The organism is Paenibacillus sp. RU5M, assembly GCF_900221055.1.
GTDB lineage: Bacteria > Bacillota > Bacilli > Paenibacillales > Paenibacillaceae > Paenibacillus > Paenibacillus marchantiae.
This window is the reverse complement of the sequence record NZ_OBQM01000002.1, coordinates 167,884-182,253: the sequence shown is the minus strand read 5'-3', so window position 1 is coordinate 182,253 and position 14,370 is coordinate 167,884. Positions and strand designations below refer to the sequence as shown.

At 44.2% G+C, this 14,370-nt stretch carries 9 protein-coding genes; 7 read left to right on the top strand and 2 right to left on the bottom strand.

Annotated features, from left to right (window positions below; translation table 11 throughout):
* The first annotated feature begins 152 nt into the window (after positions 1 to 152).
* Positions 153 to 2,792 (top strand): PAS domain S-box protein, encoded by a 2,640-nt coding sequence (locus tag CRO25_RS06570; protein WP_179132103.1) that lies wholly within the window; start codon positions 153 to 155, stop codon positions 2,790 to 2,792.
* A 108-nt stretch (positions 2,793 to 2,900) separates the two neighbouring features.
* On the opposite strand, the gene CRO25_RS06565 is transcribed toward CRO25_RS06570, so the two are convergent.
* Entirely contained in the window at positions 2,901 to 4,667 is a 1,767-nt protein-coding gene (locus CRO25_RS06565; RefSeq protein WP_079694393.1) for an ABC transporter substrate-binding protein, read from the bottom strand.
* 153 nt (positions 4,668 to 4,820) lie between these two features.
* Between CRO25_RS06565 and CRO25_RS06560 the strand changes: the two genes are divergently transcribed.
* The 5 genes from CRO25_RS06560 to CRO25_RS06540 all read left to right on the top strand — a co-directional run bounded on the left by CRO25_RS06560 (position 4,821) and on the right by CRO25_RS06540 (position 11,828).
* Positions 4,821 to 6,056 carry an MFS transporter gene (locus CRO25_RS06560; protein ID WP_079694392.1) on the top strand — a complete coding sequence of 412 codons (1,236 nt, stop codon included), beginning with the start codon at positions 4,821 to 4,823 and terminating at the stop codon, positions 6,054 to 6,056.
* Positions 6,057 to 6,177: 121 nt separating this feature from the next.
* The gene (locus tag CRO25_RS06555) at positions 6,178 to 7,002 is read left to right on the top strand and encodes a stalk domain-containing protein (protein ID WP_079694391.1); all 825 of its coding nucleotides are present in this window, start codon (positions 6,178 to 6,180) and stop codon (positions 7,000 to 7,002) included.
* 446 nt (positions 7,003 to 7,448) lie between these two features.
* A complete protein-coding gene (locus CRO25_RS06550; protein ID WP_079694390.1) occupies positions 7,449 to 8,180 on the top strand; it encodes a Stf0 family sulfotransferase in 732 nt (243 codons plus the stop codon).
* A 136-nt stretch (positions 8,181 to 8,316) separates the two neighbouring features.
* Positions 8,317 to 10,062: an ABC transporter ATP-binding protein gene (locus CRO25_RS06545; protein ID WP_072732664.1), complete on the top strand. Its 1,746-nt coding sequence runs from the start codon at positions 8,317 to 8,319 to the stop codon at positions 10,060 to 10,062.
* On the top strand, positions 10,059 to 11,828 hold the full coding sequence (locus tag CRO25_RS06540) for an ABC transporter ATP-binding protein (protein WP_063563544.1): 1,770 nt from the start codon (positions 10,059 to 10,061) through the stop codon (positions 11,826 to 11,828). Before CRO25_RS06545 ends, CRO25_RS06540 begins: the two co-directional genes overlap by 4 nt.
* A gap of 102 nt (positions 11,829 to 11,930) precedes the next feature.
* Here the strand turns inward: CRO25_RS06540 and cyoE are convergent, their stop codons facing one another.
* Positions 11,931 to 12,854: a heme o synthase gene (gene cyoE, locus CRO25_RS06535; protein WP_371121420.1), complete on the bottom strand. Its 924-nt coding sequence runs from the start codon at positions 12,852 to 12,854 to the stop codon at positions 11,931 to 11,933.
* Positions 12,855 to 13,252: 398 nt separating this feature from the next.
* Between cyoE and CRO25_RS06530 the strand changes: the two genes are divergently transcribed.
* Complete coding sequence (locus tag CRO25_RS06530) at positions 13,253 to 14,182, top strand: NAD(P)/FAD-dependent oxidoreductase (protein WP_079694389.1); 930 nt, start codon at positions 13,253 to 13,255, stop codon at positions 14,180 to 14,182.
* Positions 14,183 to 14,370 lie beyond the last annotated feature (188 nt).

The following is a 14,370-nucleotide window of genomic DNA, read 5'->3' as shown; positions in this document are numbered from 1 at the left end:
AAATGAAACAAAGTTGCCTGGATTCCATGCGAATAGAATCCAGGTCTATTCTGCTTTAATGACACAAACGTTTAGAAAATGAGATGTTTCAACAATTAAAAATTCGGGTATTAAGCAAATATTGTGTTTATACACCAAAAGGAGAGCTTAAGATGCAGGTTCAAAAGGTCGATCATCACGAATTGTTTGAGCAGATTTATAATCAAGCACCTATTGGGATTGCACTTGTTGCTCCAACAGGACAGTGGATGAAAGTGAATCCTGCTTTTTGCAGTATGCTGGGTTATACAGCTCAAGAATTAATCCATCTTCATTACCAGGAGATCACCCATCCCGATGATTTAGCACAGGATCTGATGTACGAGCGCGAACTGTGTGAAGGTAAATTGAGTGAGTACAAATACGAAAAGCGTTATATTCAGAAAAATGGAGATATTTTATGGATATCACTGCATATATCATTGGCTCGAAACGAGGTCAGCGGTGAACCGTTGTATTTTATTTGCCACGTTGTAGATATTACGGATCATAAAACAACCGAACTAAAACTGCTTCAAACGGAAGAAATGTTCAAACTTATTTCTGATAATGCACAAGAAATCATCTATATTGCGACCATTGACGGGATTTGTCGCTATTGTTCTCCTTCCATTTATAATCTGCTTGGTTATTCACCAGAAGAGGTGGTGGGCAAGAACAATACCGCTGTTTTCCACTCGCAGGACCTGGAACGTGTCTCGCAAATCGATTTGAGCACAGGTCATATGTTGAATCTGCAGGCTCGCCATAAAGATGGGCATTCTCTTTGGTTTGAGACCACCTATAAGGTTATCGGGGAGCCTGGGCAAGAACAACAAATCCTTGCCATTGGTCGCGATATATCGGAGAGAAAGAAACATGAGGAAATTAGTGCAGAGGCTGAACGGATAGCCATGATCGGCAGTTGGGAGTGGAACATGCTGAGTGGCCATGTTTCCATGTCCGATCAGATATACGAGATGTTTGAAATTGATAACAACAAGCAGTATATGGCTAGCGATATCTTTGCATTCATGGAACAGGCGGAGGAGCAGCGGTTGAAGGACTGTATTGAATGGGTGAAAACAGGCCAACCGCTTGATTTTGAATATCGGCATTTGGGCTCAGCTGGTAAAGAAAAGTATATTCATCTGCGAGGGTTAGTTACTTTTGATGAGCATCAACAACCGATTCAGCTGAACGGAACTTTGCAGGATATTACGGAGCGTAAACTCGTCGAATTCAAACTTCAGGAATCGGTGGAACGTTATACTTCACTCAAAAAATATAATCATGATGCCATCATTTCTTTTGATATGGACGGCAATATCATAAATGCTAACCCGGTAGCTATGAAAATGACTGGATGCCCGGTTGTGGAAATGATTGGAACAAGTATATGCCGGTTTATCGGACCGTATCATCTCGGACTTATTCTCAATAGCCAGTATGAGATGGCTGAAAAAGAAATCAATGCCGTTCAGCACGTAAATGGTTCAGAGACAGAAGTTTTGGCAACGCTTGCGCCAATCATTATTAATGAGAAAAACGTAGGGTTCTACCTGATTGCCAAGGATATAACAGAACAGAAAAAGCTTCTTGTAGCCAAAGAGACTGCCGAACGAATGAATAAGGCCAAAAGTGAGTTTTTGGCGATGATGAGCCATGAGATCCGTACACCCATGAACGGCGTGATTGGGATGACGGATTTGCTTCTGGATACGCCTGGTCTTAGTGGAGAACAAAAGGAATACATTGAAATCATCCAAAAAAGTGGGGATTCGTTGCTTGCGATTATCAATGATATTCTGGACTTTTCCAAAATAGAGTCGGGTAAAACCGATCTGGTGGATGAGCCCTTTGATCTTAAGGAAATTGTGACAGAGACGGTTAATATCGTAACGCCAATGATTCGGGAGAAACAGTTGGATCTTCGTTTAAGCCTGGATGACGCCATTCCTGTTCCTTTGTTCGGAGATGCTTACCGTCTAAAACAGGTCCTAACCAACATTATTGGTAATGCAGTAAAGTTCACCCCGGAAGGCAGTATTGAGATCGAGGTGAAGGTTACCGGACAAGAATACAATGACGTTCAATTTCAGTTCAAGGTGAAGGATACAGGGATTGGAATTCCAGTGGAGAAAAGAAAGCATTTATTCGAAGCCTTCTACCAATTGGAGAATTTCATGACGCGCAAGCCTCAAGGTACTGGACTTGGACTGGCCATCAGCAAGAAGCTTGTAGAGCTTATGCACGGTGATATTTGGATTGAAGAGTCCGACGATCCGGGGACTACATTTATGTTTACGGTGTCGTTTAAAGCCAGCAACATGGAGGAGTTCAACAGATACGATTTACAACAGAAAAAGAATAAAACAGATCAACTTCGTATTCTAATTGCCGAGGACAATGAGGTGAACCAGCTTGTTCTGCGTCGGATGATTGAGAAGAAGGGACATCTTGTCGATTATGTAGTGAATGGAATAGAGGCAGTGGAAGCTGTCAAAAGAAGTGCGTACGATATTGTATTTATGGATGTGCACATGCCTCGACTGAATGGATTCGAAGCGACCAAAGCCATTAAGGAATTAATGCGGCCAGAGGCATGCCCTTATATTGTTGCGGTTACTGCGAACGCAGTTCGTGGGGATATGGACAAATGTCTGAAGGCTGGAATGGATGCGTATGTAAGCAAACCAATTAAAAGTGAATCCATTATGCAAGTGATGGAGGAATTCTACAAAATAAAGAAATATCCCACTACTTACAATTGAATTCAACATTCCGTAGGAACGGATTCTTGATTGGCAATGGAGCCGCTAACTTATCCATGGATAAGTTAACGGCCTTTTTGCTATTGTCCCATTCCGGGAATGACTAAATTACTGATTTTTGATCCATAGTTTGGAGATATCCATAAACCCAAACTCAGCGGTATGAAGGCCAAAGAGACTTTGATTAAGCAGGGCTTTTTTATTCATGTGGCAGCCGTACAATATCCAGCAGTTATCGCGAAGCAAATCCTCGGCTTCATTGAGCATCACAGACCTTTGCTCTTCATTCTGCTGAAGGAAATTCTCCATCTTTCGATAAAATATGGACTGTAAATCGGGTGATAAACAAATATGAAAATAGTTACGTTTGTTGATGAAAAAATTAATCATGCCAAATTGCCAGTCATCTTCCAAAACTTCTTCTGCGATAATCAAATCGGCTTCGCTTGTTTCTCTCACATTGGGAAATTCAACGAAGGGTTGCAACTCAATACATAAACCGATGCTGGCTCCGCGTTGTTTAAGCCATTCTGCTTCTTTTTGATCTTTAGCTACAGTATAAGCAAGTATGATCTTTTCTCCCTGGTATCCGCTGCTGTACAGGAGCTCACGGGCATCCTCAAGTGAAGACTCGCGCCAAGCATGCTCTGCGCTTTTCCAGGGAAGAAAGCTGTTTGCCGGTGTAATTCGATTGCTGCCAAGTTCCCTCACCAAAGCGACTGGATCGAAAACAATGCGCATGGCTTGCCGAAATTCCAGTTGATGGTGAATACCGGCTTTACGAAAATTAATCAGCATATATCGGCATCCTGTTGCTGGATAATCAACACTGTTGCTCCCCGTATCGTCTGTAGCCAATTTAAGTCGGTCTGTTCCTGGTAACTCATAATGACGTTCATAAGGACCCAGATTGGGCACAAACCAGATATCTACTCGATCCAGATGAGGACGGATTCCATAATAGGCATCGAATGCGCTTATGATCAACACCGTTTCATTTATTTCATTGATCCGAAAAGGTCCGGTACCGATTAATTGTTGGGTTACATCGACATCATAGGGGAGAATCGTCATGGAGACACAACTAAGCAAGTGCAGAAAGAAGCGATTAGGCCGACTTAGATAAAAACGAATGCAGTAATCCCCGACAACTTCGGTACGCTCAATATCCCGGTACAGCCAAATGAATGGACTGTCTACAGTGCGCAAGCGCTCTAATGTAGCTTGGACATCTCGGGATGTCATTACCCGACCATGGTGGAATCGCACACCTTTGCGCAGATAGAAAATCCAAACTCTTTGATCCTCGTTGTACTCCCACATATGCGCCAGATCCGGCAGGAAGGTTCCTGTTTTGGCGTCATAGGTGATTAGCGTGCTGCATACCTGCCCAAGCAGATAGGTTTCAAAAGCAGTATACACAAAAGCAGGGTCCAGCTCTGCCAACCTTCGTGACCTCACCATGCGAAGCACGTCCTGACCGGAAGAGCTCTCGGCATGACTGTGGAATCCCATCTGCTTGTTCAACGAATTCAGCAGTCGCTCCCGGAGAGCATCATTCTTCTCTGTGCTGCCGATCAACTCGATCGCTTCCTTCATTTTGCCTCTGCCCATGAGCTCCAAAAAACTCTCCTCGAGCGCCTCATTCACACTGCGCAGCAATGTCATCTCAGAATGATGACCCCGGCCACGCCCGGGCTGCCAGTGTATAAAGCCTTGTTCCTCCAGCTTGCGCAGAATAAACTTCACGTTGCGTGGAGTACAGCATAGGGCAGCGGAAAGGCTCTCAATCGTTACCGGAACCGCTTCATGAAATTTAAGAGAAAGTTCTTTTGCTGTGGCAAGACGCAGATAATGGGTTGTTGCTGTATCCATATGAAGTGCTCCTTCTTAAAGGGTGAAATGTGCTCACGTTTTCTTACACTTTTATTTCCCCCTTTTATCCATACAATTATACATAAAGGGATAGGGCAAAGGTAGCCCATCTGAGACAAAAACATCTAGAACAGGAGAAGGAGAACCATACGCATGAAGCAACATTTACGTCAAATTCACCCTTTAGCTTGGACCATCATTGTTGGAACGATGTTTGGACGTCTTGTTACGTCCATGAGCATCCCGTTTTTATCCATTTATCTGACTCAGGTACTGGGAGCTACACCCACACAGACTGGAATTACCGTCGCGGTTAGTTCTCTAGCGGGGGTTATGGTCAGCTTTTATGGAGGTTATATTTCGGATCGAATCGGCCGCAAAGTGGTCATGATGGTCTCCGTATTTGGCTGGGCCTGTGTTTTCTTCATCTTTTCAGCAGCTGAGCATCTGTGGGTATTTTTTGTAGCCAATACGTTAAACGGATTATGCCGCGCCGTGTTTGAGCCTACGTCACGTGCACTTCTATCGGATATTACTCCACCGCAAAATAAACTGCTTGTCTTCAACCTCAGATATGCAGCCATTAATCTGGGGGTTGTGTTTGGACCGATTATCGGTCTTCAGCTTGGATCAGCGGAGTCTACGTTTCCGTTTATGATCTCCGGGTTGGTATATATCGTTTACGGCCTCGTTTTGTTCCTGCAATTTCGATTGCAACGCGCAAATCTGCCGGAACATGTTCAGGTCAGTGCACCTCGTTTACGAGATGCACTCGCTACTGCGGGACGCGACCGTGTATTTTTTCCAGTACTTATCGGGACTACGTTTTGCGTGCTCGGGTATGGGCATTTTAGCTCAACCCTGGCTCAGTATGTGGCCCAGAATCCTCTTTTTGAACATGGAAGTCAAGTGTTTTCCTATATGCTTTCACTCAATGCGTTGACTGTGCTTGTAATCCAATTCCCGATTGTGCGGGTAGCCAGCAAATTCCCGCCGGTTGTGCCCCTCATTCTTGGAAACGTGCTGGTCGCAACAAGCTTGTTCCTGTTTGGCATAGCTGAAGGCGTTATGCTGCTGATGATTAGTGTCATTCTGTTCACCATTGGGGAAGTGCTCATGTTCACCATGATGGATGTTCTGATTGACCGTATTGCCAAACCTGAATGGAAAGGGACCTACTTTGGCACAATTGGATTCAACAACTTGGGAAGCGTCATGGCACCGATTCTTGGAGGGCTCCTATTAACTCAATATGGGACGGGGAATGGCCTGTTCGTTTTTGTACCGCTGGCACTGACCACTGCCCTTGGACTGCCTTTTCTTATCGTAGCGCATAAACGCCTTGTCGTCAGGGAGAGGGAAACACCACCCATACAAGTGAGCGCCTAGCTTGAGCGATGACAGTTGCATGGCGTATAAGCTTTAGCTGTTTTAACTTTTTTTGGAGAAAGGTAACTTTCATTGAGAAATCAGCGTTAATTAGTTAAACATTTCCTCATGGGGGTTCCAAATGATATTAAAAAAGTTTACTTTAGCATTACTGGCGTGTGTTATGTTTGCCGCGTTTTCAACGCCGAGTTCAGCTGAGGAAGCGACGCTAGAGATTGGGACTGGCGTATTGTCCAATAACCGGGTGTTAATTCCTTTGAGGGTTGTGTCCAGCAACTTGGGAGCAGAAGTAACGTGGTATAAGGAAGGGAAGAGCATTCGAATTCAAACGGATGAAAAAGAAATTTGGCTTGTGGTTAACTTTAAAAATGCGAAAGTGAATGAACAGATCATTAGAATGGATTCTCCTGTTGAAATAATTGGAAATACAGCATATGTTCCGCTGCGATTTGTTAGCCAAACGTTAGGAGCCAAGCTAGAGTGGAATCCACAAACTAAACAGGCAACCATCCATTTGAATAAACAAAACATGATTGTAAGTATGCAAGAGGAGACCATCCAAATACCTGATTCTGTGAAAATAACAAAGGGAAGAATAAATGTTTTGTCAGAGAAATTGAATGAAATTTCAGGCTTGTCTCAGATAAAGCAGGTCAGTACGTATTTCAAGCCTTATTTCACTGAAGATTTAATCCAATTTATTCTCAAGAGACAGGATCTAGTAAGTGATTGGATGGTATATGATGCTCCAGAGACTTCCGTTTATTATACAAGCAGTACAACAGCGACATTATCCCAATCGTTCGTAATCGGAAATACATTAACGGGTGATTCTCATTATGTAAATGATCGAAATATTGAACTAGTTTACAGTAATGGTGTATGGAAAGTGAATCAGTTAATGTTTAATCTCAGAGAAATTCCCTATCTGGGTTATGATCGTTGAAATCACAGCATATGATGTTCAGTGATATGAAGAAAATAACAACTAAGTTAATATTATCTTGACGGATTACGGTGGAGCGAATACAATAAACAACAAATATGTGTGACGGGTGGTTAAGATGAACATGTTCCAGACAGGGCGAATTCTAAATCGATAACTGAATACGCATGAGCAAGTGACTTAACCAATGTTTTTGGTGTTGGCGTTTGGACAGTCATGTTTGTGCACCCCTGTCGTGGACGCTCATCATTATTGCGTGCAGAGGAGAAATCCGGAAACGCTTCTTATTTCATATGGTTCTCTTATTGTTACAAGCTGTAGATGAACATTAGTTCATCTATGGCTTTTTTGCATGCATTCCACCCAATTTATTGCACATAGAAGGGAGATTTTGTAGTGCTTTTTGGTATGAAACTACCCCTAAGGGGAGAAAGAGAGGCAGCGATATGAAACAACCTACTCAAAGTTATACCATTTGGTTTTCCCAACGAACCGGCAGTACTTTGCTGGGTGAAGCCTTAAGTTCTACGGGTGTCGCAGGATATCCGAGGGAGTGGCTGCATTATCAGCATAAGAGCCCAGACACATTAAAGCGTGAAGATCTAGAGCAGATCTGGGATCAGGGAACAACGTCGAACGGAGTATTCGGAATCAAAATTAATTTTGAACAACGATGGATTGACGCATTCCGCAGTCTCTATAGTCTGCCAACAGCGTTATCGCGGGCTGAGGTATGGAGTACGGGTTTCCCTAATTGCACCAAGCATATTTACATGACGCGTCGCAACAAAGTCAGATTGGCTGTGTCGTGGTGGAGAGCCATCGTCTCGGGTGAATGGCACCGCAAGCATGGAGACAGCCCTCAGTTACAAGATATTGCTGATCAATATAACTTTGAAGCGATTAAACATCTGCTTGTGGAGAGTAACATGTGCGAAGCAGCAATTGAAGATTTCTTGTCCGAGTCAGGCATTGTGCCGCTGACGATTGTTTATGAGGATTTTATAGCAGATTACGAGGGGACCGTTATGAAAGTGCTAGAGTTTTTGGATGTTCAATCTGACGGTGTTGCCGTATCGCCCCCGTCCTTTGACCCGATCGCAGACGAGATTTCTGAACAATGGGTGCAAAGATTTCGGGAAGAATGCCAGAGGGATTGGGAGAATGTTAAATGGTAAACACACTTGGTAAGATTCATCCACGGGTTGGAAATGTTGCATTTATTGTTATTATGTATGATTCATCTTAGCGAGGAACTAAAATGCTTTGAATCACAAAATAAAATAGAAATGTTATACGAAGGGGTGAGGGGCTATGCCCAAAACAGAGAAACGCTCCATGTCCTGGCTGCTACAATATCTAAAACCCGTCAAAGGACGATTGGCCTTGCTTATGGTGATGTTGCTGACGTCAACGGGACTGCAGCTCCTGAATCCACAAATTATCAAACGATTCATTGATACGGCCGCAAGTGGGGGAGTCCTTTCTAACCTGTTCCAGCTTGCCGGATTGTTTCTGGTTGTTGCCGTTGTAAATCAACTGATTACAGTAGCCGTAAGTTATCTGGGTAACGATGTGGCCTGGCGGGCAACGAACCGATTACGGGGAGATCTCCTGAAGCATTGTCTGCGTCTGGATATGCGGTTTCATAATGTGAAGACACCGGGAGAGATGATTGAACGGGTGGATGGTGATGTGACGAGTATCTCCAACTTCTTCGCGATGTTCATTGTGCAAGTGGTTGGGAGCTTTGTCTTGCTTGCCGGAATCCTCGGATTTATGTTCAGCGTAAACGTACCGATTGCGATCGTCATGACGGTGTTTACATTATTATCGATTCTGTTTATGGTGATCATTCGGAATCTGGGAGTAAATTCTTCCAAAAATGAGCGGGAAGCGAGTGCAACCTTGTTCGGATTAATTGAAGAGCGTATTGCGGGAATTGAAGATGTTCAAGCGAACGGGCATGTCCCGTATGTAATGAATCGTTTTTATCGCACGATGCGTGTTGTATTTCAAAAAGGAAGGAAAGCCTGGCTGCTTCGGGTTATTCCTTGGAATACGACGGTCATTCTGTTCGCCCTTGCAGTCACGGCAGTACTTCTGCTCGGTGTTCATTACTACATGCAAGGCATCATCAGCATCGGAACGCTGTTTCTGATATATCAATACACACAGATGCTTAATGATCCGATTGAGATGTTGGGCGATCAGGTTCAAGAGTTTCAGAAGGCGAAATCAGGTATGCTTCGGTCAAGAGAACTGTTGTCTTTGCGCAGTGAGATCGAAAACGGACAAGAGGATCAGCTGCCAGAAGGGCCGCTTGGTCTGGAATTCAAGCAGGTGAACTTCAGTTATAACGAGGATAAACCTGTATTGCAGAATATTAACTTTGCCATTAAACCTGGCGAACGGCTGGGCATCATCGGTCGTACAGGTAGCGGCAAGTCAAGTCTCAGTCGGGTACTTCTACGCTTGTACAATCTGGATAGCGGAACAATTCGTGTGGGTGGCAAAGATATTACAGAGCTTACCTTGCCTGCACTTTACCGTAGGGTTGGTATGGTTACGCAGGATGTACAGCTGTTCGACGGTACGTTGCGAGATAATTTAACGCTGTTCAACCAGGATGTCTCGGATCAAATTATTAAGGAGACAACGGATCGACTTGGATTAAGTCATTGGATTGAATCACAACCGGCAGGGTTGGATACACATCTGAAGGCAGGTGGTTCTTCATTGTCCGCTGGGGAAGCTCAATTGTTTGCCTTGACGCGAGTATTTCTGACTGAACCTAGCCTGGTTATTCTTGATGAGCCTTCCTCACGGCTGGATGCCGCTACAGAGAGCATGCTTCAGTCTGCCATCGATCAGTTGATGAAGCAATGTACGGGAATTATTATTGCGCATCGCCTGGCTACTTTAGAGAAGGTCGATCAGATTATGGTACTGGGTGATGGCAAGGTACTGGAATTCGGAGCCAGAAAAGCACTCGCCAGCGATCCGGCTTCACATTATGCCAGATTGCTGATTACAGGGCGAGAGGAGGAATTGGCGTGAATGTAACAGGATTTATAGGCCGTTTGTTTCGATTCAGGCCTTTTCTATTTTTGATTAACGGATTGTCATGGTGCATCTTTCATTCTTTGCCGCTGGCAATAGGGATCGGCATGCAGTGGTTCTTTGACCGGGCAACGGCGGGTTCCAGTGATTATATGTGGCTGGCTGCTCCGCTGATCTTCATTGCTTTGATCAGAGCGGTAAGAGTAGGCACGTTTTTTGCCGCATTCTATGCATGGATCACGTATATCTACCATATTCAGGCCATTCTGCGTACCAACATGCTCGCTGGGATTATGCGCTGGCCAGGACGTAATCTGCCAGCTTCACCGGGGGAGGCGATGAGTCGCTTTCGGGATGATGTAGATGAAGTGGTTGAGTACGTAGAATCCTGGGTGGATTTTTGGGGAAGGCTTGTGTTCGCTATCGTATCCATCGTCATCATGGCGAACATTAACTGGAAAATCACTCTAGTTGCAGTATTGCCCCTAGTAGTCGTGACGTTGCTGAATAACTTGTCAGGTAATCGGGCTCGTCGATATGCTCAGGTCAATCGTGAGTCGACAGGGAGAATTACCAGTTTCATTGCCGAAACCTTTGGAGCGGTGCAGGCACTGAAACTTGGGCAGGCAGAAGAGCATGTCTCTACTCGTTTTAACAAACTCAATGAAGAACGTCGTCAAGCCGCACTCCGGGATAATCTGTTCAAGCAGTGGATGAGATCACTTAATCAGCATGTGCTCAGTATCTGTACAGGTCTCATTCTCCTGATGTGTGCAGCTGAGATGAAATCTGGCAATTTCACCGTAGGTAATTTTGCCTTGTTCACCAGTTATCTAGCGAATATTGGCTTTAGTATCTCATTGTTTGGCTATATGGTATTTCAGCATAAACGGCTCAAAGTATCATTTGACCGGATGAGAACCCTGTTTCGTCCTGGTGAGGAAGACCGGATCATGGATTTCAGAGAGACTTATCTGAATGAAGATCCGCCTGAGCTTCCTAATGAACAGAGAGATCCCAAAGAGAAGCTAAGAGAGCTGGAGATCAGCAATCTGGCGTACCAATATCCACATTCTGCAAATGGAATACAGGATATCAGCTTCCGTGTGAAGCGGGGACAATTTCTGGTCATCACTGGACGGATCGGTTCTGGCAAATCGACTCTGGTCCGCACACTTCTGGGACTGCTGCCCAAACAAGAGGGCACGATTCGCTGGAATGGTAAAGATGTAGATCCCGCTACCTTCCTGATGCCGCCCAGAGCAGCATATACGCCGCAAGTACCTCGATTGTTCAGTGATACGCTGAAAGAGAATATTGTTCAGGGCAAACAGGGCCGTACGGAAGTCGCACTTGCAAAAGCCATACGATTGGCTGTAATGGATAAGGATATTCAAAACCTGGATCAAGGACTCGAAACATCCGTAGGTCCAAGAGGTGTCATGTTGTCTGGTGGTCAGATCCAGCGCGCAGCAACTGGGCGCATGCTGATGACGGAAGCGGACTTGTTCATCTTCGATGATCTGTCCAGTGCACTGGATGTGGAAACCGAGCAACAGGTCTGGGAAGGTTTGTTCCAGGAGCCGGATGTTACATGTATTGCGGTGTCTCACCGCAGAGCAGCACTTGCGAAGGCAGATCATATCATCGTCATGAAGGATGGACGAATTGAGGCCGAGGGCAGCTTATCAGATTTGCTTGCTACAAATGAAGAGATGCAATTACTATGGCAAGGTGAGCAAACACCGGTTAAAGTGGGATAAGATAAGATATACGATATATAAAAATGAAAAAAGCCGTACAGACAACTCTTTTTGAAAGAGTTAAGATCTGTACGGCTTTATTATTCCTCATTGGGTCAATCTTTATTTGATCAGCTGTGCAATCAATGAATACGCAATGATAACCAGGAAGATAATCGTGATGTGGTTAATGGAGAAAATAAACATTTTATGTGACCATTTCTTGGTTTCTTTCTTATCGAAAGTTGCCACACTAAGAATAAGCCATGCCAAACTTACCAGAAACGCAACAATGGCAATGAACGGGCTCAGCGGCCAGAACAAGAAGCTGGAGAATAACAACAATACCAGATAAACATTTGTCTGGATGTATGTCCGTCTGATTCCTTTTACAACAGGAAGCATGGGAACGCCAGCCGCTTTGTATTCGTCAAATCTCCGGATGGCAATGCCATAGAAGTGAGGCATCTGCCACAACAGCATGGTAACAACCAAAGCCCAAATTTCATAATGACCCAGTTCTGGCGAAATGGCTGCCCAACCAATGAGTGGAGGAACAGCGCCTGAAAGACTTCCTACTTCCGTATTGTATACCGTTGTCCGCTTGGTCCACATCGTATAAGGGAACACGTACAACAACAGTCCCAATATGCCGAATACGGCAGCCGAAGGGGAAGCGATATACAACATGATGCCCCCGATAATCGTAATGGCAATACCGAGGATCAAACCTGTTTTGGTATCTACACGACCAGTTACCGTCGGACGTGTTTTGGTGCGTTCCATGATCGCATCGATATCCCGATCATACAAATTGTTAAACACCCCTGCCGCTCCGATAATCAGGGAAGACCCGATGACAGAGAGGATAATGGGTACAATATTAGCTAAAATGGATGCATCAAATACATACAAAGCCAAACTTAAACCGGCAAACATGGCGATTAGATTGGATTTAATAATTCCGATCTTGATCGTATCAAAGAATACTTTCGGAATCGAGCTAGTATACTCCAGGCTGATTTCGGGCCGTGACCCTTTATTCAATGTTTTCAAGAACTCACTTCCTATATCTATTCTTATATATCTCGTGGTCTTATTATAGCATCCAATACACTATGTGAATTAATTAACGATTTAGGTTTTAAAATAATGTCATTTGATTGTGAACAATTTAAAAACACGGTTTTTTTTAATTGTTAAAAATGATTTTCTGTGATACAGGTCATTGAAACCAAATAGCAGCGATAACAAGAAAAGAATATTTTTCTTGCATGTTGAGTTGTATTTGTTTATTGTAGATATAAGAGATCTTTAAAGGTATCGAGTGATCTCCTATTACGTTTTTTGCTATTAGAGAATAGCTGCAAGCGGCAAGGTATAATCAGTATAGGCTTTTTTTTGTAACAATAAAGGACATTGAATATCTGGAAAGGGTGTTAAATATGGATCAAAAGATGGATGTATTAATTATAGGCGGAGGACCAGCGGGTCTTAATGCTGCACTTGTACTAGGACGAGCTCGCAAACATGTTGTGGTCATAGATGATGAACGCCCGCGCAATTGGGTTACGCGTGAAACGCACGGTTTTCTGACGAGAGATGGAGCAAGTCCACGTGAATTTCGGAAGGTTGCGAAAGAACAGATTAGCGCTTACCCGTCTGTTCATTTTGTAGGGGACACAGCGACTTCAGTGACAGGAACAGATGGTGATTTTCAAGTTACAACGGCCCAAGGAGTCGTCTATCGCACGAAGAAAATTTTGTTTGCAGTTGGGAAAAAAGATCTACCACTTGATATTAACGGGTTGAAAGAGGTATATGGCAAGAGTGCTTTTGTCTGCCCTTACTGCGATGGTTGGGAATTAAGAGATCAACGGCTTGTCATCATTGTGAATGGAGCGAAGGCAGTTCATATGGCCAAGACCATTTCCGGCTGGACAAGCAAGTTTACTATTTGCACGAATGGACCGGATGAATTAACGGATGAGCAGCGGGAGGAATTGAAGCAGCATGGAGTTCCGGTATGGGACTCTCCAATTCAATCCATTGAATCAAGCGATGGCATGGTGCAGCAAGTGGTGTTAGAGGATGGTACCGAAATCTCGTGCACAGGGATTTTCTTTGGACCGAAACTAACGGCTGGATCAGAACTTCCGCAGACGATAGGCTGTGAGGTTACGGATGCAGGTACGGTCGTTGTAGATGATTTCGGCAAAACGACCGTAACGGGTGTGTTCAGCGCTGGAGATGCAGCATCGGAGTTGTACCAGGCCATTACTGCGGCATCCCTTGGTGCATTAACCGCTGTAACGATTAACAGTGAGCTTAATATGGAAGCTTGGGATGAGCGCGGTAAACATTTAAACCCGTAGAATAACGATGTACGGTTCCTTGTCCAGTACTTTGCATAAACAATAAGTCAACATAATAGATCAGATCAAAAAGGGGATTGCAAACGCGATTCCTTTTTTGTGTTTAGTAGATCTTTTACTAGGTCTTCTCTGTCACTAAGTTGGACTAGTTCCGTCCGTTATTGGCATAAGCCCAATATTTGATTTTC

Excerpts from the sequence above, each read along its gene's own strand:
- CRO25_RS06570 (WP_179132103.1), top strand. The coding sequence starts at position 153 with ATGCAGGTTCAAAAGGTCGATCATCACGAATTGTTTGAGCAGATTTAT.
- CRO25_RS06565 (WP_079694393.1), bottom strand. The coding sequence starts at position 4,667 with ATGGATACAGCAACAACCCATTATCTGCGTCTTGCCACAGCAAAAGAA.
- CRO25_RS06560 (WP_079694392.1), top strand. The coding sequence starts at position 4,821 with ATGAAGCAACATTTACGTCAAATTCACCCTTTAGCTTGGACCATCATT.
- CRO25_RS06555 (WP_079694391.1), top strand. The coding sequence starts at position 6,178 with ATGATATTAAAAAAGTTTACTTTAGCATTACTGGCGTGTGTTATGTTT.
- CRO25_RS06550 (WP_079694390.1), top strand. The coding sequence starts at position 7,449 with ATGAAACAACCTACTCAAAGTTATACCATTTGGTTTTCCCAACGAACC.
- CRO25_RS06545 (WP_072732664.1), top strand. The coding sequence starts at position 8,317 with ATGCCCAAAACAGAGAAACGCTCCATGTCCTGGCTGCTACAATATCTA.
- CRO25_RS06530 (WP_079694389.1), top strand. The coding sequence starts at position 13,253 with ATGGATCAAAAGATGGATGTATTAATTATAGGCGGAGGACCAGCGGGT.